26 protein-coding genes and 1 pseudogene are annotated in these 23,690 nt (G+C 70.8%); 11 read left to right on the top strand and 16 right to left on the bottom strand.

Going from position 1 to position 23,690, the window contains the following annotated elements:
• Positions 1–21: 21 nt before the first annotated feature.
• Positions 22–483 carry a hypothetical protein gene (locus ACIBQ8_RS36515; protein WP_397194342.1) on the top strand — a complete coding sequence of 154 codons (462 nt, stop codon included), beginning with the start codon at positions 22–24 and terminating at the stop codon, positions 481–483.
• 13 nt (positions 484–496) lie between these two features.
• On the opposite strand, the pseudogene ACIBQ8_RS36510 reads toward ACIBQ8_RS36515, so the two are convergent.
• Both ACIBQ8_RS36510 and ACIBQ8_RS36505 read right to left on the bottom strand, forming a co-directional pair.
• Positions 497–637 (bottom strand): annotated as a pseudogene (locus tag ACIBQ8_RS36510) (hypothetical protein); the annotation flags it as partial.
• Positions 638–739: 102 nt separating this feature from the next.
• Entirely contained in the window at positions 740–1,222 is a 483-nt protein-coding gene (locus ACIBQ8_RS36505; protein WP_397194341.1) for a hypothetical protein, read from the bottom strand.
• Here ACIBQ8_RS36505 and ACIBQ8_RS36500 point away from each other — a divergent pair.
• The 3 genes from ACIBQ8_RS36500 (at position 1,221) to ACIBQ8_RS36490 (ending at position 5,839) form a co-directional block, all read left to right on the top strand.
• On the top strand, positions 1,221–2,618 hold the full coding sequence (locus ACIBQ8_RS36500) for a glutamate decarboxylase (RefSeq protein WP_397173131.1): 1,398 nt from the start codon (positions 1,221–1,223) through the stop codon (positions 2,616–2,618). The two genes, ACIBQ8_RS36505 and ACIBQ8_RS36500, sit on opposite strands and share 2 nt — an antisense overlap.
• Positions 2,619–2,795: 177 nt before the next feature.
• A complete protein-coding gene (locus tag ACIBQ8_RS36495) occupies positions 2,796–3,530 on the top strand; it encodes an ABC transporter ATP-binding protein (protein WP_397194340.1) in 735 nt (244 codons plus the stop codon).
• Positions 3,527–5,839: an FtsX-like permease family protein gene (locus ACIBQ8_RS36490; protein WP_397194461.1), complete on the top strand. Its 2,313-nt coding sequence runs from the start codon at positions 3,527–3,529 to the stop codon at positions 5,837–5,839. The genes ACIBQ8_RS36495 and ACIBQ8_RS36490 overlap by 4 nt, the downstream gene beginning before the upstream one ends.
• A gap of 9 nt (positions 5,840–5,848) precedes the next feature.
• Here the strand turns inward: ACIBQ8_RS36490 and ACIBQ8_RS36485 are convergent, their stop codons facing one another.
• From ACIBQ8_RS36485 to ACIBQ8_RS36440, 10 genes are all read right to left on the bottom strand, one after another.
• A complete protein-coding gene (locus tag ACIBQ8_RS36485; protein ID WP_397173127.1) occupies positions 5,849–6,160 on the bottom strand; it encodes a gas vesicle protein K in 312 nt (103 codons plus the stop codon).
• Positions 6,144–6,383, bottom strand: a complete 240-nt coding sequence (locus ACIBQ8_RS36480) for a gas vesicle protein (RefSeq protein ID WP_358289850.1) — start codon at positions 6,381–6,383, stop codon at positions 6,144–6,146. Before ACIBQ8_RS36480 ends, ACIBQ8_RS36485 begins: the two co-directional genes overlap by 17 nt.
• Complete coding sequence (locus tag ACIBQ8_RS36475) at positions 6,370–7,164, bottom strand: GvpL/GvpF family gas vesicle protein (protein WP_397194339.1); 795 nt, start codon at positions 7,162–7,164, stop codon at positions 6,370–6,372. Before ACIBQ8_RS36475 ends, ACIBQ8_RS36480 begins: the two co-directional genes overlap by 14 nt.
• A complete protein-coding gene (locus ACIBQ8_RS36470) occupies positions 7,154–7,534 on the bottom strand; it encodes a gas vesicle protein (protein WP_397194460.1) in 381 nt (126 codons plus the stop codon). Before ACIBQ8_RS36470 ends, ACIBQ8_RS36475 begins: the two co-directional genes overlap by 11 nt.
• A gap of 26 nt (positions 7,535–7,560) precedes the next feature.
• Positions 7,561–7,887 carry a gas vesicle protein gene (locus ACIBQ8_RS36465; RefSeq protein ID WP_397173543.1) on the bottom strand — a complete coding sequence of 109 codons (327 nt, stop codon included), beginning with the start codon at positions 7,885–7,887 and terminating at the stop codon, positions 7,561–7,563.
• A 78-nt stretch (positions 7,888–7,965) separates the two neighbouring features.
• Positions 7,966–8,175: a gas vesicle protein GvpG gene (locus ACIBQ8_RS36460; protein WP_387658189.1), complete on the bottom strand. Its 210-nt coding sequence runs from the start codon at positions 8,173–8,175 to the stop codon at positions 7,966–7,968.
• A 58-nt stretch (positions 8,176–8,233) separates the two neighbouring features.
• Entirely contained in the window at positions 8,234–9,037 is an 804-nt protein-coding gene (locus tag ACIBQ8_RS36455) for a GvpL/GvpF family gas vesicle protein (RefSeq protein WP_397173121.1), read from the bottom strand.
• Position 9,038: 1 nt separating this feature from the next.
• Positions 9,039–9,458, bottom strand: coding sequence for a gas vesicle protein GvpJ (gvpJ, locus tag ACIBQ8_RS36450; RefSeq protein ID WP_397194338.1), 420 nt, complete (start codon positions 9,456–9,458; stop codon positions 9,039–9,041).
• Positions 9,459–9,514: 56 nt separating this feature from the next.
• Positions 9,515–11,038: an SRPBCC family protein gene (locus tag ACIBQ8_RS36445; RefSeq protein WP_397194337.1), complete on the bottom strand. Its 1,524-nt coding sequence runs from the start codon at positions 11,036–11,038 to the stop codon at positions 9,515–9,517.
• Positions 11,039–11,043: 5 nt separating this feature from the next.
• Positions 11,044–11,595: a hypothetical protein gene (locus ACIBQ8_RS36440; protein WP_397173117.1), complete on the bottom strand. Its 552-nt coding sequence runs from the start codon at positions 11,593–11,595 to the stop codon at positions 11,044–11,046.
• Between the two features lie 378 nt (positions 11,596–11,973).
• On the opposite strand from ACIBQ8_RS36440, the gene ACIBQ8_RS36435 reads away from it, so the two are divergent.
• Genes ACIBQ8_RS36435 through ACIBQ8_RS36425 form a run of 3 tightly spaced genes read left to right on the top strand, consistent with a single transcriptional unit; the run spans position 11,974 to position 13,318 of the window.
• A complete protein-coding gene (locus ACIBQ8_RS36435; protein WP_397194336.1) occupies positions 11,974–12,504 on the top strand; it encodes a hypothetical protein in 531 nt (176 codons plus the stop codon).
• A gap of 35 nt (positions 12,505–12,539) precedes the next feature.
• Complete coding sequence (locus tag ACIBQ8_RS36430; protein WP_397194335.1) at positions 12,540–12,977, top strand: MarR family winged helix-turn-helix transcriptional regulator; 438 nt, start codon at positions 12,540–12,542, stop codon at positions 12,975–12,977.
• Entirely contained in the window at positions 12,974–13,318 is a 345-nt protein-coding gene (locus ACIBQ8_RS36425; RefSeq protein ID WP_397173111.1) for an ester cyclase, read from the top strand. Before ACIBQ8_RS36430 ends, ACIBQ8_RS36425 begins: the two co-directional genes overlap by 4 nt.
• Positions 13,319–13,517: 199 nt before the next feature.
• On the opposite strand, the gene ACIBQ8_RS36420 is transcribed toward ACIBQ8_RS36425, so the two are convergent.
• Positions 13,518–14,180, bottom strand: a complete 663-nt coding sequence (locus ACIBQ8_RS36420; protein WP_397194334.1) for a DUF4097 family beta strand repeat-containing protein — start codon at positions 14,178–14,180, stop codon at positions 13,518–13,520.
• 166 nt (positions 14,181–14,346) lie between these two features.
• Positions 14,347–16,476, bottom strand: a complete 2,130-nt coding sequence (locus ACIBQ8_RS36415) for an SCO7613 C-terminal domain-containing membrane protein (protein ID WP_397194333.1) — start codon at positions 16,474–16,476, stop codon at positions 14,347–14,349.
• A gap of 636 nt (positions 16,477–17,112) precedes the next feature.
• Here ACIBQ8_RS36415 and ACIBQ8_RS36410 point away from each other — a divergent pair.
• Positions 17,113–17,667, top strand: a complete 555-nt coding sequence (locus tag ACIBQ8_RS36410; RefSeq protein WP_397194332.1) for a DUF6461 domain-containing protein — start codon at positions 17,113–17,115, stop codon at positions 17,665–17,667.
• Here the strand turns inward: ACIBQ8_RS36410 and ACIBQ8_RS36405 are convergent.
• Positions 17,654–18,022, bottom strand: a complete 369-nt coding sequence (locus ACIBQ8_RS36405; RefSeq protein WP_397194331.1) for a hypothetical protein — start codon at positions 18,020–18,022, stop codon at positions 17,654–17,656. The two genes, ACIBQ8_RS36410 and ACIBQ8_RS36405, sit on opposite strands and share 14 nt — an antisense overlap.
• A 96-nt stretch (positions 18,023–18,118) precedes the next feature.
• On the opposite strand from ACIBQ8_RS36405, the gene ACIBQ8_RS36400 reads away from it, so the two are divergent.
• Together ACIBQ8_RS36400 and ACIBQ8_RS36395 are read left to right on the top strand one after the other, a co-directional pair.
• The gene (locus ACIBQ8_RS36400; RefSeq protein ID WP_397194330.1) at positions 18,119–19,318 is read left to right on the top strand and encodes a DUF6461 domain-containing protein; all 1,200 of its coding nucleotides are present in this window, start codon (positions 18,119–18,121) and stop codon (positions 19,316–19,318) included.
• A 500-nt stretch (positions 19,319–19,818) separates the two neighbouring features.
• Positions 19,819–20,535, top strand: a complete 717-nt coding sequence (locus ACIBQ8_RS36395) for a VOC family protein (RefSeq protein WP_397194329.1) — start codon at positions 19,819–19,821, stop codon at positions 20,533–20,535.
• Positions 20,536–21,097: 562 nt separating this feature from the next.
• Here the strand turns inward: ACIBQ8_RS36395 and ACIBQ8_RS36390 are convergent.
• Positions 21,098–21,352, bottom strand: coding sequence for a hypothetical protein (locus ACIBQ8_RS36390; RefSeq protein WP_397194328.1), 255 nt, complete (start codon positions 21,350–21,352; stop codon positions 21,098–21,100).
• A gap of 756 nt (positions 21,353–22,108) precedes the next feature.
• Between ACIBQ8_RS36390 and ACIBQ8_RS36385 the strand changes: the two genes are divergently transcribed.
• Positions 22,109–22,240, top strand: a complete 132-nt coding sequence (locus tag ACIBQ8_RS36385; protein WP_397194327.1) for a hypothetical protein — start codon at positions 22,109–22,111, stop codon at positions 22,238–22,240.
• Positions 22,241–23,690: the final 1,450 nt, after the last annotated feature.

The raw sequence follows: 23,690 nt of genomic DNA, 5'->3' as shown, positions 1-23,690 counted from the left end.
CGTCGTTTCCTACCCTCTCCCATGAGCACCGACATCTACGGCTTCATCGAGGCCCGTCACCCGCTCGCGCACGAGGACTGGTTCGACGGCGACCCCTGGACGGCCGTGTCCATCCCCCTGTATCCGCTCTACGACGGCCGGGACCACGAGTCGTTCTCCTGCCTGTTCGGCATCCGCGACCGGCTGGGGTGGCCGCCGGTCGCGGCCGGTCGCGGGCTGCCGGACGACGTGTCGGGACCGGTCCGCGCCGACTACGAGGACACCGCCCGCCTCGACCCCGCCGTGCACGGGTGCACCTGGGTCTCCTGGGCGGAACTGCGCGACGTGGACCTGACGGCACGCCCCGCGGCCGGGTCCGCCCCTATGACCCGCGTCGACGTGCTGGGGCCGGGGACCGGGTGGGCGCCCGTCTTCGGGGTGATGCGGGCGCTGGCGCGCCGGTTCGGGGCCGATGGCGTGCGCCTGGTCGTCTGGTTCGACTGAGCGCCCGCATGGCCCTCCGGGCCGCCGTGCCGGCCGGTTCGTCCGGCCCGGCCGCCCAGGCGACGTGCGCGTCCGGACGGATCAGCAGCACGTCGGCCGGGCACTGGTCGGTCTTGGCCGTGCGCACGTCGCCCCGGTCCCGCAGGGCGTGCATCGGCGGGTCGGCCAGCCGGGTGAGATCCAGGCGCACCCCGTCATAAGCCCCGATCGGGCCGCTCAGACCATGCCGCACGCCGCCATGCCCTCGAAAGTCGCCCTAGCCGCTCACCCAAGGCACGACGACCACCTGATCGTCGTCTTCGTAGATGATCCTGCCGGGATCCGCCGATTCGAGGCGTACACACTCCACATCGTGCGCCGCGAGGATCGCCAGATACCCCGGCACCCGCTCGACGAGCCGACCGGCCGACGCCTTGAACCACGCCGCCGCCGCCGGGTTGACGTCACGCCGGTAGACGTCGGGATCCACGGTCGTCGGGTCGGTGAAGTTGGCCTCGTACCAGGCGTTGTTCTCGCGCCTGAAGGCCTCCTCCTCATCCGAGAGGAGACCCTGTTCGGCGAGGTTGTTGACCAGCCCGAACACGCCCGGGTACGTCCCGCGGCCGTTCGGGGTGGGGCTCTGGAACCGCACGAACACCGGCGCTCCTCGCTCTCGGTAAAACAGGCGTTGACTGACAGTAAAAACTTGCCTACTGTGAGTGCTCGACATCACAGAACTCATCGAGAAGGTGAAGCTCATGCTCAGACGAGTCGAATCCGACCGGTGGCAGGAAGCGCTCGATGTCAACCCCCTCTACAACGGGCTGGTGCCCGAGGGCGGCGTGCCCCGCTTCAAGATGCCGGCCAGCCCGATGAACCCCAGCGCGGCCCAGGCTCTCATCCGTGACGAGCTCCTTCTCGACGGCAACGCCCGGCTCAACCTTGCCACGTTCTGCACCACCTGGATGGAGCCGCAGGCCCGCGAGCTCATCGCCGAGACCCTCGACCGCAACATCGTCGACCACGACCAGTACCCGCAGACGGCCGACATCGAGGCGCGCTGCGTCAACATGCTCGACCATTTGTGGAACGATCCAAACGGCGTCAGCGTCGGCTGTTCCACGGGCGGCTCCAGCGAGGCGGCCATGCTCGGCGCGCTGGCGATGAAGTTCCAGTGGCGCGCGCGGCGCCGGGCGGCCGGGCTGCCCGTCGACCGGCCCAACCTCGTGATGGGCACCGCCGTCCACACCTGCTGGCCGAAGTTCTGCCAGTACTGGGACGTCGAGCCGCGCTGGATCCCGATCGAGGAGCCGGCCTACACGCTGTCGGCCTCCCGGCTCAGGGAGTTCTGCGACGAGAACACCATCGGCGTCGTCGGCGTGCTCGGCTCCACGCAGTGCGGCAAGTACGACCCGATCGAGCAGATGTCGGCCGAGCTCGACCGGCTGGAGGCCGAGCGCGGCCTGAAGATCCCGCTGCACGTCGACGCGGCCGTGGGCGGTTTCATCACCCCGTTCCTGGAGCCCGACCGGGTGTGGGACTTCCGGCTTCCCCGGGTGCAGTCGATCAACACCTCGGGGCACAAGTTCGGCCTGGTGTACCCGGGCGTCGGCTGGATCGTCTGGCAGGAGCCCGACGCGCTGCCCGAAGACCTGGTGCTCTCCTGCGACCTGCTCGGCGGCAACATCGACACCTTCACGCTCAACTTCTCCCGCTCGGGCGCGCCGGTCGTCGCCCAGTACTACAACTTCCTGCGGCTCGGCTTCGACGGCTACCGCGCCGTCCAGCAGACCTGCCGCGACGTGGCGACCTACCTCGGCGACGAGATCGCCAAGCTGCCCGAGCTCTCGCTCATCGCCGACGGCTCGGAACTGCCGGTGCTCGCCGTCCGGACCGCGCCGGGCTTCGACGGCTTCACCGTCTTCGACCTGGCCGAACGGCTGAAGATGCACGGCTGGCAGGCCCCGACGTACTACCTGCCGCCCAACCTGGAGCACATCGCCGTCATCCGCTTCGTCATCCGCAACGGCTTCAGCCAGGACATCGCGGCCAAGCTGCTGGCGAACCTGCGTACCGAGGTCGAGTACCTGCGCGACAACCGGGTCCCGCGGCCGCGGACGCCCGCCGAGCAGCCGGGAGTGCCGACCGGCAGATGAGCCGGCGGTCCCGCTGAAGGGCGATCCCCAGGACGACCTGGGGGTCGCCCTTCTCGTTGGCAGCCGCCCATGCCGCGCAGGGGATATGTGGTCAGATGTCCGGATCATGAGGACGTCATGAGCGATCGGTGATCGCGTCTCTGGTCCGCGTACGCGCAGGCCAGCAGGCTTGTCCTCATGACGGACGTGGTGCGGTTGGACGCCGTGAGCAAGGTGTACGGCAAGGGCCAGGGCGCGGTGGCGGCCCTGCGTGAGGTGTCGGTGGGCATCCCGCAAGGGTCGTTCACCGCCGTGATGGGCCCCTCGGGGTCGGGCAAGAGCACGTTCCTGCACTGCGCGGCCGGGCTGGACGTGCCGTCGTCCGGCTCGGTGCGGCTCGGCGGCACGGAACTGTCGGGCATGGACGAGACCGGCCTGACCGAGCTGCGCAGGCAGCGGATCGGGTTCGTGTTCCAGGCGTTCAACCTGATCCCGGCGCTGGACGTCGTCGAGAACATCACACTCCCCCTGCGCCTGGCCAAGGCCCGCGTGGACCGCGCCTGGCTGGCGGAGATCCTGCGCAGGGTCGGCCTGGAGGGCCGGACCGGGCACCGGCCCGCGCAGCTCTCGGGCGGCCAGCAGCAGCGGGTGGCCATCGCCAGGGCGCTGGTCACCAGGCCGGAGGTGGTGTTCGGCGACGAGCCCACGGGCGCCCTGGACACGATGACCGCCCGCGACGTGCTGCGGCTGCTGCGCGAGGTGGTGGACGGCCTGGGCCAGACGGTGGTGATGGTGACGCACGACCCGGTCGCCGCCTCCTACGCCGACACCGTGCTGTTCCTGGCCGACGGCCGGATCGTGGACGCGATGACCGCGCCGACCGCCGACAAGGTGGCCGAGCGCATGACCAGGCTGGGAGCGTGGACGCGATGATCACCTTGGCGTTGAGGACGTTGCGGCACCGGAAGGCCGCCTTCGCGGGCGCGTTCTTCGCGCTGCTGTGCGCCGCCGCGCTGGTGTGCGCGTGCCTGATGCTGCTGGAGACCGGCCTGCGCGGCGGCGTCGCCCCCGAGCGGTACGCCGGCGCCCCCGCGATCGTGGCCGCCGACCAGTACGTGCGCCAGACCGTCGACAAGGGCGACGGCGAGAGCAAGACCAAGGCCAAGCCCCTGACGGAACGCGCCTGGCTGCCCGAGTCCGTCGTGGCGGCGATCCGGGCCGACAAGGTGGTCCCCGAGGTGACGTTCCCCTTCGGCGGCTTCACCGGGCACGGCTGGGAGTCGGCCGCGCTCACCCCGTTCACCATCGCGAAGGGACGCGAGCCGAGGTCGGCGGGCGAGGTCGTCGTCGACGCGCGGGCCGGCCTCGACGTGGGCGCCGAGCTGCGCGGGCACCGCGTGGTGGGCGTCACCGCGCAGGCGCTGCCGAGCCAGGACACCGTGTTCTTCAGCACCGCCGAGGCCCGCCGCCTGGCCGGTCACCCCGGCCGGGTCAGCGCGGTCGGCGTGTTCCCCGGCCTGGACCGGGCGCCCGAGGGCGCGGTGGTCTACACAGGCGACGAGCGCGGCAGGCTGGAGTTCCTGGACGCCGAGCAGGCGCGGGTCAAGCTGATCAGCATGGGCGGCGCGCTGGCCGGCACGTCGCTGCTGGTCGCGATCCTGGTCGTGGTGGGCACGTTCGCGCTGTCCATCCAGCAGCGGCAGCGCGAGCTGGCCCTGCTGCGCGCCGTGGCGGCCACTCCCCGGCAGGTGCGCAAGCTGGTGGGCGGCGAGGCGCTGCTGGTCGCCGGGGCGGCCGGGGTGCTGGGCGCGGCGGCGGGCATCGGGGTCGGGTTCTGGCTGCGCGCCCAGTTCGTCTCGCTCGGGACGGTCCCCGCCAACCTCGGCCTGGTGGTCAGCCCGTTCCCGCCGCTGGCCGCGCTGCTGGCCACGGTGGGCGCCGCCTGGGTCGCGGCCCGCGTGTCGGCCCGCCGGCTGACCAGGATCCGGCCGGTGGAGGCGCTGGGCGAGGCGGTGCTGGACAGCGGCAGGGTGGCCCGGTGGCGGCTGGTGGCCGGGCCGCTCGCCCTGGCCGGTGCGGTGACGCTGACGGTGGTCCTGTCGAACCTGCGTACCGAGGCGGCGGCCACGCCCGTGACGATGCTGACCGCGCTGGTCTGGACGATCGCGCTGACGCTGCTCGGGCCGGTGGTCGCGCGGGTGGCCGCGGCGGTGCTGTCGGTCCCGCTGCGGGCCTCGCGGGTGGGCGGCTTCCTGGCCGCGCGCAACCTGCGCGCCAACTCGGGGTCGCTGGCCTCGGTGCTGTCGCCGCTGACCCTGATGATCGCGATGACCTGCACGATCCTCTTCGTCCAGACCACGATGGGCCACGCCGCGCAGGAGCAGGCCGACGCGGGCACCCGCGCCGAGTACGTCCTGACCGGCGTCTCCGCCGCCGCGGCGGCCCGGGTTCCCGGCGTCGAGGCCGTCACCCCGGTGCTGCGCACGACCGTCCGGGCCGGCCTGGACAAGTACGGCGCGCAGGCGGTCACCTACGACGAGCGCACGATGGACCTGGGCATCGTCGCCGGCTCGATGAAGGACGTGGCCGTCAGCTCGACCGCCGCCGAGCGGCTGGGCGTCGGGGTGGGCGACCCGCTGAAGCTGACGCTGGGCGACGGCACCCCGGCGACGGTGACGGTCAGCGCGGTGTACACCCGCGGGCTGGGCTTCGGCGACCTGACGTTGCCGTACGAGCTGGTGGCGGGCCACGTGGACGACCCCGCGGCGTCCCTGCTGGTCAAGGCGCCAGGGCTGACCGTGGACGCCCTTGCCGGGGCGCTGCCCGGGGCGTCGGTGCTGGAGCGGGCGCGGGCCGCCGAGGTGAGCGCGTCGAACCCGCAGGCCACGTTCGTGGCGCTGGGCCTGATCATCGCCTTCACCGCGATCGCCGTGGTCAACACGCTGGCCATGGCCACCTCGGCCCGCTCGGGTGAGATGCGCGCGCTGCGCCTGGCCGGCACGACCCGGCGTCAGGTGCTGCTCATGCTGCGGCTGGAGACGCTGGGCGCGGTGGCCACCGCGGTCGTGCTCGGCACCGGGGCCGCGCTGGTGACGCTGGCCGCCTTCGGGTCGGGGATGACCAGGTCGGCGGTGCCGTACGTGCCGGTGGGGACGTACGCGGCGGTGGTCGGGGCGGCGGCCGTGCTGGCCTTGGCGGCCACCGCGCTGCCCGCCCGGCTCACGATGCGCTCGGCCGCCTGAGCGAGACGGTCAGTCCACCGGGAGCAGCGTGCCGAGGGGGCCGAGGTCGAGGTTGAGATCGGCGGGCGTCAGCCCGAACCGGTCGCACAACTCGGCCATGGCCTCCTCCAGCCGCATGAGGGTCAGCCCGACCGCCTCAAGCTGCTCCCCGGTCAGGTCGCCGTTGTCCATCCGCCGGACGCACTGGCGCTCCACGAGCTGGCGGATCAGCTCGACCAGCGTCAGCACGAGACGGCTCAGGTCGTGCTGCACCGAGTCGGCGTCCGTCTCCAGCCGCCACTCGCCGGGTTTGGCCACCCGTCCGTCAGTCGGGCTCGTCATGTCGCATCCCTCCTTCGACCGCGTCGCCCTCGCGCACGCTGACCAGCAGGGCCCGCAGGGAGATCCGCACCAGGTCGATGCCGGAGATGGACAGCACGAGGTCGCCGGTCACCACCGCCCCGCCCGCCAGCAGGCGGTCGAGCAGGTCGACGAGCGCCACCCGCTGGTCGGGCAGGCGGCCCTGGGCGGCGAGCCGGGCTCCTCTCGGCTCAGGAGGCGTCACCGTAGGCCGCCTCACCGTCCTGGTCGAGGGCGGCGAAGGAGTAGGGCGCCCACGGGCCGACCAGCTCCACGGAGACCCCTTGCCCGGCGACCTCCTCGATCACCTGCGCGAACTCGGCGGCGCGGTCGTCGTCCACCAGGTAGGCGCCGTTGAGGACCATCTGCTCCCGCCGTCCGGACAGCTGCGGGTCCTGGGCGCGGTGGCATCTGCCGACGACGGCGACGTCCATCAGCGCCTCGTGCACGGCCCGAGCGTGCTCGGCGGCCCTGCGCCAGTCGGCCTCGCGGCTGCGCAGGGCGGCCCGGCGGCGGTTCAGGTAGGCCGCCCCCGGAGACGCGTCCGGCGTCGCGCCCTGCGGCCCGGCCTCCGGCTCGGCCCCGCCGGGAACGGCGTACGCCTTGACGCCCCACTCCCGCCGGCCGGCCACCCGCGCCAGCACGGCGTCGAACTCGTCGTGCCGCTCGTCGAGAAGCTCCCGGACCTGCGCCTCTGCCGTGTAGACGGTGACCAGCCGCACCGGCGCCGTGGGCCTGAGGGCGGCGACGGCCTCCACCACCCGGTGGTGGGTGCGCGCGGTCTCCTCCAGCCAGGCGAGGTCCTCCATCGAGCGGCGCAGCGCCTCCTCGCCGAACTCCGCCAGCGACACCGTGCTGAGGAACGCGGCCAGCCCCCGGTGCGTCAGACGGCGCACGGGCGCGCCCGCCACCCCCGCCAGGCCGTCGGGCCCCTCGCCCTCGTCGCGGGTGACCGCGTAGAGGTAGACGCCCTGGTCAGTGGCCACGCTCGACCGCCTCAGGCACGCGGCCGGGCGCGTGCCCGGCCGCGGCGCCGCCTTCCACCACCCGGGCGGACACCATCTCCTCAAGGGCCGCCAGACGGCGGCGCAGCTTGCGGTTCTCCTTCGCCAGCTCCTGGGTGTCGCCGGTGAGCCACGGGTCGTGCTCCCACCAGTCGATGCCCATCTCGCGGGCCGTGTCGACCGAGGCGATGAGCAGGCGCAGCTTGATCGTCAGCAGCTCGATGTCGAGCAGGTTCACCTGGATGTCACCGGCGATCACCACGCCCCGGTCGAGCACCCGTTCCAGGATGTCGCCGAGGTTGGCCGACTCGCGGCCGCCGTGGGAGGCCGGCTGGTACGAGGCCCCGGGCATGTACGGGCTCGGCCGCACGTTCGCGCTCACCGCGAGCCCTCGGCGAGGTCGCCGCTGCCGCGCTTGTACCGGCGCACCCGGCGGTAGGACAGCAGGCCGCCCGACATGTCGAGTTCGAGCTCGTACAGGGCCAAGGTGTCGCCGGAGGACGGGATCCGGCGGTCCTCCACCATCTCCACGCCGACCAGCCACCCGTCCTCGGCCGGCTCGACCAGCGTGACGCTCTCGGCCTCCTTGCCGGTCAGCTCGGTCATCATCCGCAACCCGACCCCGGCCACCTCGGCGGCCGGCATGTCCGCCGGACGCGTACGCGGCGGACCCTCGCCGGTTTCCGCATGCCTTGTCCCCGGCACGCGCTTGTGTTCGGTCTCCTGCCTGGCAGGCACCACATCACCCCCGTACTCCCCCTGGTGCGGCCCCCCGCTAGCGCCTCACCAGCCGACCATCCCGCGCAAGATCTCCTCCACCGCCCGGTCCTCCTCCTCCGCGGAGATCCGGCCGTCGGCCCTGGCCTGCTCCACCTCCTCCAGGCGGCGCCGGACCACGGCCGGGTCGTGCAGCTCGCGCTCGACCTGGTCGCGCATGAGCTCGCCGAGCTTGACGACCGCGTAGAGCGGCATGAGTGGCCAGCCAAAAAGCAACGTCCCCAGTCCCAAGGATGTTCACTCCTCCCGGGCGCCCGCGTCCGTGCCGGCGCGCTCAGCTCGTGCCGACGAAGTCGTACGGCGCCATCGGCCCGAGCAGCCGCAGGTCGACGCGTCCCGACCAGCGGCCGGCCAGCTCGTCCACGGCCTGTTCGAACTCGGCCCGCCGGTCGCTCGCCACCAGCGCGGCCACGTGCGCGGCGTCCCGTTCGTGGGAGGGCTCGCGTACGGCCAGCTGTTCGCAGACGTCCGAGAGCTCGTCCACCACCGTCGCGGTGTCGGCCTCGCGCTTGTCGGCGATCGTGCCCTCGATGATCTCGCCGAGCCGCATGCGCTCGTTGCGCGTCGCGTCCTCAGGGCGGCCGGTGATCTGCTGCCGAAGACTCGCGGCCTCGCCGTTCTCCCGCAAAATCTCGGTCAGGATCGCGCGCTCGTCGTACCGGCCGTTGATGACGTACTGCGTCCGGCCCTCCACCTCCTGAAGGGCGTCGGCGAACTGGTCGTGGTACGGCTTCAGCAGCTCCTCCACCACGGCCTCGGAGTCCGTCAGCACCGCCCCGAAGCGGAACGGCAGCACCGGCACCTCCGCCGCGGTCTGGTCGAGCAGCCGCTGGTGCGCCTGGAGGTCGCGCGGGCGGCCGAGCGGGCGGTCCGGCTCGACGTCGCTCACCAGAGCGGCGATCTGGCCGAACGGCACCAGCCGCACCTCCCCGCCCGGGTCCCCCACCCCTTGGGTCCCGGGCTCCACCTCGACGTCCATCGGTACGATCCCGTACACGTAGGACGCGTAGCCGTTCATGCTCGCCTGCGCCCTGTCCTCGGACCCGGCGGCCTCCGCGGCCTCTCTGTGTGGCGACATCTCAGCCATCCTCTCTACGACGTGCCCGGCGCGGCTCTTCCTCGCGGTCCACGACCTCCCCCGTGAGCTCCTGCAGCTCGTCGGGCTCGTCGGACGCGGCCTCCAGCTCCCCGGCGTCAGGCTGGCTCGCCTGGCCGACGGATCTGGCCGCCGTCACGCCCTCGACGACCTCCGGCAGGCCCTTCTCGGTGGCCGACAGGTCGAGCCGGTTGGCCGCCTCCGCGAAGCGCAGGTACGTGTCCACGCTGGCCACGACGATCCGGGTGTCGATCGTCAGCACCTCGATGCCGACGAGCGAGACCCGGACGAAGGCGTCGATGACGAGGCCCTTGTCGAGGATGGTGTCGATGACGTCCGCCAGACTTGTCCCCGCGGTGCCGCTGCTGGCCGGTGTACCGCGACCGGCAGGCTGAACGGTCATGTCGTTCCCCCTGGTTCTGGGTGGCCCGGCCTTCGGCGACAGGCCCTGACGAGTGACTACTCGGCTCGGATCCGACGCCGGCGTACCGGGCGGTCGTGCTCGGCGGACCGGCGGGTGGGCGCTCCGGCGCGACGCCGCGCCACGGGCGGAGCCGCGGGACGCTCCTCGGGCTCCTCTTCCTCCTCTTCCTCCTCTTCCCCTTCTTCTTCCTCCTCGGGCTCCTCGAACTCTCCCTCTTCCTCCTCGAACTCCCCTTCTTCTTCCTCGGGTTCCTCCTCTTCTTCCTCTTCCTCCTCCTCGGGTTCCTCCTCTTCTTCCTCTTCCTCCTCCTCGGGCTCTTCGGCCTCGGCCCGCTCGCCCTCCTCGGGCTGCTCCTCCTCGGGCTGCTCCTCGGGCTCTTCCGCTTCGGCCCGCTCGCCCTCCTCGGGCTGCTCCTGCTCGCCCTCCTCGGGCTGTTCCTGCTCGGCTTCCCGCTGCTCCTGCTCCTCCTGGAGGGCGGTCTCCTGATCCTTGACGACCTTGCTGTCGTGGATCTCGCCGCGCCAGCCCTGCAGCTCGTCGGGCTTCAGCAGCAGGTGCGCCATCACGTGCCGTCTGAAGTGCTTGAGCTCCAGGCGTACGCGCCGGCCCTGGGCGCGCCACAGGTTGCCGGTGCGCTCGAACAGGCCCTGCGGGTGGTACTCCAGCACGACCAGGACTCGGGTCAGGTCAGGCGAGACCTCATGGAAGGTCACCGCTCCGTCGACATACCCCTTCGCTCCCTCGGACCGCCAGATGATCCGCTGGTCGGGGATCTGCTCGATGATGTGCGCCTTCCAGGTCCGGTGCGACCAGAAGACCTGGGCCTTCCAGGACACCTCTTCGTCGGACTCCTGGTTGATGGTCTCGACCTTCTTCATGAAGGTCGGGAAGTCCTGGAACTGGGTCCACTGGTCGTACACCAGGCGCCGGGGCGCACCGATGTCGATCGACTCGACGATGTTGGTGATCTTCGCGTGGCCGGCTTTCCCACCGCCACGGCCGGTGATCTTCTGCCAGATGCCTTTGAGTCCTCCCTTGAGTCCTCCCTTGAGTCCTCCCTTCAGACCTCCCGTGAGGCCGCCCTTCAGGGCTCCGCTCATGAAGCCGGGCTTGTCCGAGCCCGTGACCGCGCTCATCAAGCCCTTTCCGCCGTGTTCGACGTAATCGGTGAGCCGGCCGGTCAGTCCTTCGAGCTTGTCCCCGGCGGAGGACAGCACTCGCGTGCCCGCCGCCTGCAGGAGCCCCTGCGCGGATTGCACGAGCCGGTCCATCGGCAGGTTGTCGGCGATGCCCTGGCCGGCCTCCCCGGCCTTACCCGCGACGTCCCCGGCCTTACCGGTGACGTCTTCCGCCTTTCCGGTCACGTCCCCGGCCTTTCCGGTCACGTCCCCGGCCTTTCCGGTCACGTCCCCGGCCTTACCGGTCACGTCCCCGGCCTTACCGGTGACGTCCTCGACCGTGCCCGTCGCGGCCTGACCGGCTCGACGGGCGGTTCCGGCGGCCTTGCCCAGGGCTTCCCCGCCGCTTCCGGTCGCCGTCCTCTTCGCTTCCTCAGTCACCGCACTCACCTCCGTGACTGGCCGACCCGCCGGACAGGACGTGTCCGCCGCTGCCCTCTGTGACCCTCATGGCCCTCTTGACCCTCGGGCCTCCGTCTGGCCTGCTCCGGTACCTCGGGTTCGTCTTCGTCCTCGTCCTCGTAGCGATCGCGTTCGTCGTAGTCCTCCTCGCCGCGGTCGGTCTCCTCGTCCGTGGGGGCCTGCCGCTTCCTGGGTTGAGCCTCGGCTTCCTCTCCCTGCGCGGTCCCGGACTTCTCCCCACGCTCCTGGAGCTTGTGGGTCAGGGAGTCGATCTGCTTGGTGGCCGCGGAGATCACCGCAGCCTTGCCGACTTCCATGAGTTCGCCGCGAAGGCGGCCGGTCATCCGCTGAATCTCGGGATTGGAGCCGAGGGTCTTGACGCCTTGCGCCAGCAGGCCACCGGCAGCACCCTGGCCGCAGCTGGCGCGTCCCGCCAGCCCGGCCGCCGCCAGCGCCGCCGCCGTGCGCAGCTTGTGCCGCCTGCCGAGGTAGTACCCGGCGAGTACGGCAAAGGCCATCTGCAATCTGCTCGACATGGTCAGCTCTCCTTCCGCTCGCTCACCATCTCGACCCGCACCGGGTCCGATTGCGCGTCCTGTGCGCGGTCCTGTGCGCGGTCCAGTGCGCGGTCCTGTGCGCGCGGACAGACCCCGAACACGCCGACGCCTGCTCGCCGCGGCTTGACCTACCCGGAAAACCGACAAAGCACCCAATTGGCGAAAAAAGGGACAGGGAGTTGGTGTCCGGGCGTGAATCCAAGCCGACCCATCAGGGGGCGTTTAGCCCCGCCTGCCCCCGGACCCGGCCCCGCGCAAGCGTCAGGACCTGGGCCCGAGCTGTCCAAGGATCCGCCAACTCCCGAACCGGAGTCCTCGCGCCGAGGTCATAAGGGACCAGACGGCAACCGTCTGAGCGTGATCTCGGAGGCGACCATGAACGACCTGCCATCTTCCGTGTTCAACCGTCCGGGATCCTCCCGGTCCGCGGCACGCGGCAAGGCCGTGCTTCCGCCGTCCGGGCTCTTCCGGGGATCGCCGGTCGCTCCTCGGAGGCGTTTCAGCCACGTCTTCGTCGTCGTCGCGGTCGCCCTCGCGCTCGGAACGGGGGTGTTCGTCGGATTCACCGTCAGCCGCGGGCTTGCGGAGGAAGCCCAGGGGCGCGGGCCGGCGGGCGTGCTGAAGGCGGCCGTCCCGCAGGCGGCCCCGCCCGCGCTTCCCCGGCCGCCGGCCGCGCAACCGCCCCACCCGGCCGCACCGCCGAAGACCACGGCGACCCACACGGCCAAGCACACGGTGAAGCACACGACCGAGCACGCGGTGAAGCACCGGGCCAAGCACCCGGCGAAGAAGGCGCATCACGCGAAGAAGCGCAGGCACCACCACCACTCGCCGTGCGCCAGGTTCGACGGGTTGCGGGCGCGCGTGTGCCACACGATCTTCCGCTGACTCTTGAGCACGTCAAGAGTTGCCGATATAAAAAGATGGTGCACGAAGAGACCGCTGAGGACACGTTCTTCCGGGAGCTGGGAGGCGCCTGCGCCGAGCTCCGCCAGGCGTTCGCCCGGCACGTGGGCATGAGCCCCCACCGGGTCCAACTGCTCATCCGCCTGTGGCGCGACGGCGAGACCAGCCACAGCGAGCTGCGCCGGACGCTCGGCATCGACGGCGCGAGCGTCACCCGGCTGGTCAAGGAGTTCGAGGCCGAGGGGCTGGTCGGCCGCCGCCTGGATCCGGCGGACAACCGCTACACCCTGTCCGCGCTCACCCCCGCGGGCGAGCGATGCGCGGCCGACCTCGACCGCTCGCACCAGGCGTACCAGGAGCGGCTCCTCAGCGGTGTCACGCCGCACCAGCGGGACCTCGTCCTGGACGCCCTGCGCCGCGTCCGCGTGAACATGACCGAACAGGAGAGCCGATGACCGAGGACGCGCGGGCCGCGGCCCACCGCATGTACACCGCCTTCAACGCCCGCGACCACGCCGCCACGACGGAGATCTTCGCGGCGGACTTCCACAGCCACCCTCTGGGCACGACCGGCCCCGACAGCGTCTCCCAGGCGTGGCGGCGGTTCCACGAGGCGTTCCCCGACGTCAAGGTGGTCGTCGAGGACCTGATCGTCGAGGGGGACACGGTCGCCGTCCGCACGAGCGTGCAGGGCATTCCCGACCGCGAGCCACCGACCATGCTGGAGATGTTCCGCGTGCGCGACGGACGGATCGTCGAACTGTGGGGCCTGTCCTCGCTGCGACGCGACTCCTGAGCCCGGCCCCCCACAACACAGAAGAGGCCCCGAAGGGCCTCTGACCTGCTGTTGAACACTGGCGGCCGGCGCAAGATCCCGAACTTGCGCGGGCTGGGCCGACAGTTTCACAGTCCCGCCACACGAGTGCTCTGAACTGCGGCTTCTTCCTGAGGGCGGTTCCGGCGGGTCGGCCCGCCCTCTCGTCGGAAGCCGCGGGTCACAGGCTGCGGGCGGTGATGTCGCCGTTGGCGGTGGTGGCGTGGATGTCGAGCTCGACGGTGCCGTCGTTCTTGAGCGCGTTGGTGACGCGGCCGTGGCCGGTGCCGGCGTCCAGGGCCGCCGAGACGCCGTTGGCGGCGGCGATCGTGATGTCGCCGGACTGGGTGCGGAGCACGACCTTGCCGCCCGCGGCCTCGGCGATCCGGATGTCCCCGCTCGCGGTGCTGATCTCCGCGGGCCCGCCGAGCCGGCCGACCTGGACGTCGCCGTCGACCGCGGTGAGGCGCAGGCTCGCGGCCTCCTCGATCTCGATCCGGCTGTACGCGCCGTCGAAGGAGACGTCGCCGAGGGCCCCGACGGTCCGCAGTTCGGCGCTGGCCGTCTTGGCCTCGACGCGGGAGCCGGCGGGCAGGTGGACCGTCACCTCGATCGACCCGGACGGGCCGAAGTACTGGTTCTTCGCGGTGGTCGCGATCGACAGGACGCCGTCGGCGTAGTCGACCGTGGTCTGCTCCGCCGCCTGCACGTCACGGCTCTTGGCGGCGTTGGCGGGCCGGACCTCGACCGTGGTGCCGGCCCGGTCCTCCGCCACGAGGTGCACGCGTCCGGCGGGGATGTCGAGGACGACGCGGACGGGGGCGGTGGTGTCGAACTGCTGCATGATGCTCTCCTGCGAGTGGTGGTCTTCCGATTGATGGCCCGGTTCGCGGCCCGGAGGCCGTGTCGCTGAACCGTTCATGGGTCAACCATCGCGGGCCGCTCTGATACCGCGCCGTCACCGCCCTGACACGGCCGCTGACACCCGACAGGACGCAGCCCGTCCCCGCTCAGCCCATCGTCGCGAGGGTGTCGCGCAGCCGGCGCAGGTCGCGCATGCGGGCCTCGTACGTCGCCCCGACCACCACGAGCAGCACGCCGCCCACGGCGATCGGCACCCAGCGCGGCACCGCGAGGAACAGCTCCGACACGTACGGAGCCAGTTCCCGCACCACGACCCCGGCGACCACGACCGCCCCGATCGACGTGGGCGCCCGGAGCTTGAACCGGACCCCGGCGAGCAGCACCGCCAGCGCCACCACGCCGAGCGCCAGCGACCGCCGCCATTCGACGTCCGCGTACACCGCCACCAGGCTGGGCAGCATCGTGAAGGACAGCCCCGCCCCGTAGGCGGCCCACGACGAGACGGCCGCGCCGCGCCGCCGCCACCAGCCGGATCCCAGCAGCACCAGCGAGCAAGGCACCGTGTACGCCTCGACGACGGTGACCTCGTCCGCCCCCAGCCGCAGCCACGACGCCAGCAGCAGCAGGACTGCGCCGGCGTACCTGAGGCCGTTCCCGCCGCTCCGGGCGGCCGGGCCCGTCCACAGCGACATGAGCAGCACCAGCATCCCGGCCACGGCGAACCCGACGCTCGCCGCGACCGGCAGGCGCACGCCCAGCGAGAGCGCCGCAGCCACCGCCTCCAGGCCGAGGAACAGGGCGGCGAAGCCGACGCCCCAGAGCCGGAGCTCCTTCAGCCTGGCCGACAGCGCCATCGCGGCGGCCGCCGCCGCCAGGATCGGCAGCACGATCAGCGTCGCGGGCTCGCTGCCGAACGCGTACGCCGCCGCCCGTACCGAGGCGGGAGCGGCGACGAGCGCGCAGGCCACCGCCCACCAGGGCGTCCGGCCGCGGGTGGCGGCCAGCGCGAGCGCGACGGCCGGCGCCGCCTGCACCGCCGTCGCGAGCGGGTAGGGCATCCCGAATGCCTCGGGGGCGACTGTGATCCCGAGCGTCCCGGCGACCAGCGCCCCGGCCGCCGCCGCCTTGACCACCCATCCACCGGAGCCCCGCCCGGCCGTCATTGTCTTTTTCGGACGCCACCCGCTGCCTCGCGCGGCCGCCGCCAGGAGGGCGGTCGCCGGCACGGCCAGGACCACCACGTCCACCGGCGACGCCATCTCGAACGGCGGCCACTTCCGCCCGTTCCAGGCGCCCGTCCACAGGACGTCCAGCCAGGCGAACGGCGCCGCCAGGGTGACCACCAGCCGGGGCAGCACCGTCAGCGTGGTCACCAGCGCCACCAGCCCGCCGGTGCCCATGACCGTCGCCCGTACCCGCCGCCAGGGCAATCGACCGGCGGCGAGCACCACCCCGAGCGCCGGGACGAGGTAGCCCAGGGGACGCCAGTCCGTGCCCGGACCGTCCAGCATCGGTTGCGCCAGCGCCGCCGGCACGGCGATCAGCGTGAGCGTGGTCCCGACGGCGACCGCGGAGCCCCAGATCTCCCTCTCGGCGTCACCCCGCCTGGCCAGCAGCCACGTCACCCACCCGCCGAGCAGCGCCAGGGCGACCAGCGGCACCGACCTGACCAGCGCCTGACCGGCGGAAGGAGATCCCAGCGCGTACGGCACGCCGCTCAGCAGGGCGAGGACCGCGACGCCGCTGCCGGTCGAGGCGGCCGTCACCCGCACCGCTCCCCGGCCGCGGCGGACCAGGACGACGTCCAGCGCCGCCGTCGCCACCAGCGTGGCCACCAGCCACTCCACCGGCCAGTCCCCCGCCAGCAGCGCCAGGACCGGCTGCGCCAGCACGACGGCGACAGGAGCAGGCCCGCGAAGCCGGGTGACCCGGGCATAGGCCACAAGTATCAGCGCGACGAGCCCGAACACGCCCGCCGTGTACTGCAACGCGTCGAGTGAGTCCACCCCGAGGATCCCCACCCGCCTGGCGGCGTAGCCGTCGAGCAGCAGCAACGCGACCGCGAACCCGGCCATGGTCTCGGCCGTCGCGGTGAGCCTGCGCCGGATCAGCACGACCGGCGCCAGCATCACCAGCGCGGTGAACGCGGCCAGCACGGCCACGCGCCCGCCTATGCCCAAGCGCCCCCAGCTCACCACGGTGAACACCGCCGCCGCCACCGTCAGCAGCAGACCACCGAGGATGAGCAGGACGTTCTTCGCCGTGCCCGCGGACACCTCCTGCCTCGCCGCGCCGCCCCCCGCACCCCCGGCCCCACCTGCCGCCCCCGGATAGGGCGGCAACGGTTCCGCACCCCCGGCCCCACCCGCTGCCCCCGGATACGGCGGCAACGCCCCCGCGTAGGGAGGCACCGCCCCTGGATACGGCGGCAACGCCCCCGCGTGACCGTGCCCCGCCGGGGCCGCGCTCGCCCCCCGCTGACTCGCCGCTTCCGCACTCGCCCCTCGCTGCCCCGCCGCTTCCGCGCTCGCCGCTTCGGCGCGTAAGGCTCCGAGCAGTTCCGTACGGCGGGCCCGCAGCCCCGCGAGCTGATCCCCCAGCCTGGCGAGAGCCTGGTCCACCTGCCACAGCTCATGCGCGACGGGCCCCTGCAGAGGCAGCGCACACCCCGGACACCTGGAAACCGGCTCCTGAAGCCCGGCCCCGGACAACATCGCACCGCAGCCAGGACACTTCATATCTCCATGCACCGACACTCCGCTTGAGCCCGACGAGATGCCCCATATTGCACCGTGACGTCCTTGCGAATCACTGTCATCGGTGGTCGTAGCGGACGCCGGCACGACTGATCGAGCAGCGGACCCGCGGCCGCTCTAGGCTTGGCCACCACCCGAAACGATCAAGGAGCGGACATGGACGGAGCGACCTCGGCAGACTACGCCTGGCTGAGCGACCGATGGACCGACGGTCTCGGCACCACCGCCTTGTGCATCACGTTCGTCCGTGACCTGTCCCCCGCCGACGCTCTACGACGGATCAAGGTCACCCCAGGCACTCGCGGCGCCTATGACGTCGCCGCCTACGCCGCCCAGGGCGGAACCGTCCTCACCGACCCCGGATGGGCCACCAAGTACGTCAGCAACCTGGCCGAGCCGTTGTCCTCGGGTACGGCGGCGGCCACGGTGTTCGCCGATGTCGAGGACTCGGACTTCACCTACGAGGTGAATGACCGCCTGATCACCACGTTCGGCCTGTACGGCTACCGCTACCGGGAGGGCGACGATCCCGACCGGCTGCTCGCGGACGTCCGCGAACTGGGCCTGTACGGCGACGGCGACGGTTACGGCGAGGACCCCGTCGCCGGCGCTCTGGCCCTCGCCTCCCGCGCCACGGGCGTGCACCTGACCCGCGCCCACTACGCCCGGCCGGCCCTCACCGGTTCGACCGATCACCTCATGGCACGTTGACCGCGCCGAGGACTTCGCCGACGGCCACCCGGCGGCCCCCCTCGAAGAACTCCAGGTGCTCGCCGACCTGCACCACTGCAGCGGGAAGACTGAGCAGGAACAGCAGTGCCTCGCCCGTCTCCCCCGGCTTGATCCCCCGATCGTTGCGCGGATGCAGCCGACTGTCCCAATGAATCATGCTTCCCGAAGCCATACGTTGCCCGATCCACAGTTGCGAACGGTAACCGTGCCCGATTCGCCCCTGGCGGCCGCCCTCCTCGGTCTTCACGAGGGTCAACCGCACCACGAAGTGCGGCGCACCGCTCGCCAGTAATTGCCGCAGAAAGCGTTTCTGATCCCCCTGGAACTCATCCACCTTTGTCATCCTCGCGGACGCGGACGAGAATCCGGCCTTCCAGAAAATGTCAGATCCTCCTGCCACACTCCACGTGATCACGAAGGAGGGAACCCGGTGCGCGAAATCACGCCCGCGGATTACGCCTGGGAGAACGACTGGCATGAGATCTACACCGTCACCTTCGTCCACGGCCTGGACGAGCGCGAGACCCTCCGGCGGTTCGGCGTCGTCGACGCCAACATCCATGTCGTCCACGACGAGGAGATCGCCGAGCGCACGCAGGTGAACCAGGGCTGCTGCGACGTGGTGCTGGTGACCCGGGCCGGCGACTGGACCGTCGCCTTCGAGGACGGCGGCTGGGAGGGCACCCGCCGCGAGACGCTACGCGAGCTGACCCGCGACGGCGGCGAGGCCGTCTCCGTCATGCGCCACAATTACGCGTCATCACACGACTTCAAACACGCCGTGGACGGCCGGATCCGCACGGCGTTTCGCCCCCAGACGCCCCAGGAGCGCTGGGGCAGCCACCCCGACGCGCTGAACGACGACCTGCGCGAGCTGGGCCTCGAACCCGAACCGGCGGAGGAGTTCCAGTACCTCTCCGGCCGCGTTCCCGCCGCCCTCGCCCTGGCGAGCCGCATCTCAGGAGTGCTGCTCACCCCCGAATTGGTGGCCGCGCCACTGCTGGGCGGCGTCATCACCGACCGCGCCCCGAACGACCCTCCGCGAGGCGACCCGCTCGCCGCACACGCCCTGCGCGCCTTCGACCGGAAGCTCGCCGAGGCCATCGACCACGCCTCCCCCGTCCTCCAGCGGCGGGCCGCGGCCGCCGAGGCCCGCCGCCAGTGTGCGCTGGCCGGCGTGGCCGACCACCCGGTGCTGGCCGCCGCGCTGGCGTCGGCAGAACGGGGCGAGACGGGGCCGGTCGAGCGCGACTCCCCGCTCGCCGAGCTCATCCGCCGGTACGAGTCTGAGCTCACCGGCCATCCGATCGACGAGGCCACCGGCGAGTGGACGGCCGGCCCGTCCGCGCACCACTCACCGGCCGACAGGCGCAAGATCTTCGCCACCGACAACGCGACCGGCATGCCGGCCTGCCCGAGTTGCCGGTGGCATCACCGTCCGGGCGAAGCAGAGCGGGAGGCGATCCGGCCGCGCTGGCAGGCGGCGTCGTCGGTACGCCGCGCCCTGTCCCCCGACGCCAGGACGGCCGCCTACAACACCCACTTCTTGCTGGTCTACCAAGGTCAGGTCATGGCCGACCGCGACCACGCGACGTCCGTCACCGCGGCACTGCGCGCCTCCTCGACGTAACGGACGCCGACCTGCCGATCCCGAACCCGGGACCGCCGCCCGTCTCCGCACGCAGGACCAGCGCCAGGAACGTCACCAGCACCGCGCCCGCCAAATAGTGCAGAACCGGCCCTTCGCTTCAGAGCCGAGGGCCTGCCCCTGCTTCGGGCCCGCTCGGGTCGCGGCGCGCCTCCGCTGGGTCCACCGCAGGCGGACAGGGCGATCATCACGGTGAGGGCGAGCGCGAGAGGGGTCTGCTTCCTCATCGTTGTCCTCCCTCGCGTTCAGGCCCGGCGCGGATGCAAGCCGGCGATGCGGTGAGCATTGCAGGTGTGGACCCACGACCCGCTGGCGTAGCCGCCCTGGACTCGTCCATGGGCGTGGCAGAGCGGTGTACCTGGTCGCCTCTGTCCGGACCGCCCCTGCCGCAAAATTCGGGTGCGACGCCACCTGGACGTCCCTAGGCTGTGCCGACAGAGCAAGCCTCGTATCAATCTGGGCGAATCGGGGATGCGTGAGGCATGACCAGTCAATTGTTCGCAATCTGCTTCAATGCGATCCGTCCCTCGGACCTGGCACAGTTCTGGTCGGGGGTCCTGGGTTGGGAGATGGCCGACGGCCCTGACGACGACGTCGCGATCCTGCCACCCGACCCTTCCGGCTTCCGCGTCCGTTTCCTGCCGAGCCTGGAACCGAAGATCGGCCAGAACCGGGCGCACTTCGACCTGACGAGCACCTCCCCGGACGATCAGCAGCAAACGGTGGCCAGGGCTCTGAGACTCGGCGGCAAGCACATCGACGTGGGCCAACGCCCGGAAGAGGGACACGTGGTGCTCGCCGATCCGGAGGGCAACGAGTTCTGCGTCATCGAGGCGGGCAACAAGTTCCTCACCGACACCGGCCTCATCGGCGCGCTGGCCTGCGACGGCACCCAGGAGGTCGGCTACTTCTGGAGCGAGGCGCTGCGGTGGCCACTGGTCTGGGACCAGGACCAGGAGACCGCGATCCAGTCGCCGAACGGCGGCACGAAGATCACATGGGGTGGTCCCCCAGTGGCGCCGAAGACGGGCCCGAACAGGCTGTGCTTCGAACTGGCAACCCCCACCGACGCCGATCGGGAGGCGGAAATCGATCGCCTGCTCTCGCTAGGGGCAACGCGAGCTGGCGAGGGGAATGACGGCCAAGTCCTGATGTTCGATCCGGACGGCAACGAATTCTCCCTCCGCAGCCCCCGGTAACGCGTCCGTCGCCGGCCATTTCCCGCGCTGGTGCTGGTTCCGAAGTGCGGCCCCCAGAAAGGTAACGAAACCGCCCGCAGCAGCATCCTCCATTTCGGAGGAAAGTCCATGTACAGGAAGCTGACCAGCAAGAGCTGGAGCGGGCGAGGTTCTTCTAGCACTCCCTCTCCTCGCATTGCCTCTGCCTCTCATGCTGCACGTTCTGCCGCGCCAGACTCAGACCCCAGGTACCTGCTTCAGGAGCCCCGCAGAACGGCCTTGAGCCACCTGGCCGGCCTGGGCGACCAGCTTCAAGCCTCTGGCTTGCGCGGTCCACCCGCTGGATGCGGGCAGGGCCCGCTGCTCCCCTTCGGGGTTGAGCTCTCGCGCCATGACCGCCTTGTGGCCGATCGCATGTGTGTGGCCCCCTCTGCGGCTCCCGCTGCGAAGGCTCGTCCCTGTGGTACGGCAGGCAGCCTGCGGACAGCGGGACATCACCGTGCGAGCGCTCGGGCGTACTCCTCTGTCTGCACCACCCCCGGAATGATGCTGCCGTGCAGATATTGGTCGCGATTGCCCGCTCTCAAACCGTAAGGCATGTGACGGCGAGGAACGCGAGCGCACGGCGACGCCCGGCGCTGCTGTCCACAAGCGTCACGTCGATGATGGGGAGTCGCTCCAAGTGCATGGCCATCTGCACCGTGAGCTCGTCCGCCTCCACAGGGCTGACGGAGGGGGTAAAGCCATCGCCCAGAGCACCTACGGCGTCAACGGCACCGATGGCATCAGGTACCCAATCCGTCAAGACGTCCGCCACAAGGCCGCGCGAAAGCACCATGCCGCTGATCGATCACGCTTCCACCCACTCCGACGCCTTTCTATCGCGGCTCATCCCATACGCCAGTTCAACGAGGCGAGAGGGCAAGGGTGGGGAGGTCGGCCACTCACCCCGGTTCCTGCCCCCTTGTCGCGCCGGGTCACGGCCTGGAAATTGGCCGCGTATTGGCCATGACAGGCCGCAGGACACCGGTGATCGTCGTAGACGGCCGGGCACAAAGCGAGAGGCCCGTCACCGCGTTTCCGCTGGTGACGGGCCTCTTCCCGCTGGTATGGCAGGTGCAAGGTTCGAACTTGCGTAGGCTGAGCCGACGGTTTTACAGTCCCGTCGCAACGACCCCCTGACCTGCGCCTTTCTCGGAGACGTAGACCTCTGGGGAACGCATTGGGAAATGATCATGGTTCGGCATGTGTTCGAGTGCCATTCCTCATCGCCGCCCTCGACGTCCACGACGTAAGCGAGAGCTCCGTCTAGTTGCGATCTCTCTAGGTGAGGAGTGACCTGAGCAGTAGCCGGTTCGTGAGCCCCGGCCCTTCCGTTGCGATCCCTCCAGGGTCATGAGTGACCCGCTGGGCGCCGTCGCAATCGTTGTCGCCACGGTGGCGTTGCGTCCCTCCAGGGTGATGAGTGACGCGCCCTTGCCGTCCATGTCTCCCCCATGCATGTCAATTGCGATCCCTCCAGGGTGATGAGTGACTAGATCGGCCGGCCGCTGGCCAGCGTCTCCAGCAGGTTGCGATCCCTCCAGGGTGATGAGTGACCGACGCCGGCGGCGCGGGCGGGGTGACCGGCTCGTGTTGCGATCCCTCCAAGGTGATGAGTGACCTCGGCCGCCAGCTCAACCGGCAACTCTACGGCGTGTTGCGATCCCTCCAGGGTGATGAGTGACGGCAGATCCGGCAGCGCCTCATCTCCATCGTCGGCACGTTGCGATCCCTCCAGGGTGATGAGTGACCTTCGCCGCCGGCGCGGACCTGACCACGCAGTCCAACAAGGTGTTGCGATCCCTCCAGGGTGATGAGTGACCGGCGGACGGCGTCTCGGCGCCGACCGGCGGACCGACGTTGCGATCCCTCCAGGGTGATGAGTGACCTTCGCCGCCGGCGCGGACCTGACCACGCAGTCCAACAAGGTGTTGCGATCCCTCCAGGGTGATGAGTGACCGGCGGACGGCGTCTCGGCGCCGACCGGCGGACCGACGTTGCGATCCCTCCAGGGTGATGAGTGACCGTCAAGACGACACCGCCCGCCGTGTAGCCGGCGCCGTTGCGATCCGGGTGATGAGTGACAAGGCGTGCAGGCGAGCTGGGAGGAGCTGCAGGCGCTGTTGCGATCCCTCCAGGGTGATGAGTGACCTCGCATCCGCGCCTGGAAGCGCGCCGCGGACCTGTTGCGATCCCTCCAGGGTGATGAGTGACCCCGACCGCCAAGGGGTTCGTCTTCCTCTGGCCGGAGTTGCGATCCCTCCAGGGTGATGAGTGACCCTGGGCCAGACCATGATGGCCTCCGGCGTCATCAGTTGCGATCCCTCCAGGGTGATGAGTGACGCTCGGCGTGGACGGCTCCGGCCGCTGGGAGCGGGCGTTGCGATCCCTCCAGGGTGATGAGTGACCTCGCATCCGCGCCTGGAAGCGCGCCGCGGACCTGTTGCGATCCCTCCAGGGTGATGAGTGACCCCAGGGCCGCAAGCTCCGGCCGATCGAGGTCCAGTTGCGATCCCTCCAGGGTGATGAGTGACTGTACTGGCCTCGGGAGTTGACCGGGTCCGGTAGGGTTGCGATCCCTCCAGGATGATGAGTGACGCCTCACCCTCTGCGGCGTCGAGGTCGAACCGGATGGGTTGCGATCCCTCCAGGGTGATGAGTGACCGGGCCCTTCCGCGACTGTCGCTCCACCAGGTGAATGTTGCGATCCCTCCAGGGTGATGAGTGACGGTCGGAACTGGCTGGCCCACTCTGGTCCAGCCAGTTGCGATCCCTCCAGGGTGATGAGTGACAGCCGTGCATCATCGTCAACGGCCGGATCCACGGCAGCATGTTGCGATCCCTCCAGGGTGATGAGTGACCCGAACTCGTCGTACAGGTCGGGGTTTCCGATCAGGTTGCGATCCCTCCAGGGTGATGAGTGACCTCAGACGGGTCGAAGCAGTTCGTCGTCTCCATGTTGCGATCCCTCCAGGGTGATGAGTGACCTTGGTTCGTCGTGCATCGGTGGACGGATCCAGGTTGCGATCCCTCCAGGGTGAGGGCTCACCCCGAAGCGTGGACACGGGTTGTCATGCGGCGAGCAGCACCTTATCGGTGGTTTGCTGCTCGTAGTCGATAGGGCTGAGGTAGCC

Origin of the sequence: Nonomuraea sp. NPDC049646 (assembly GCF_044465525.1) — a bacterium.
Classification (GTDB): domain Bacteria; phylum Actinomycetota; class Actinomycetes; order Streptosporangiales; family Streptosporangiaceae; genus Nonomuraea.
The sequence above is the reverse complement of the archived record's forward strand: the minus strand, read 5'-3'. Positions and strand labels throughout refer to the sequence as shown.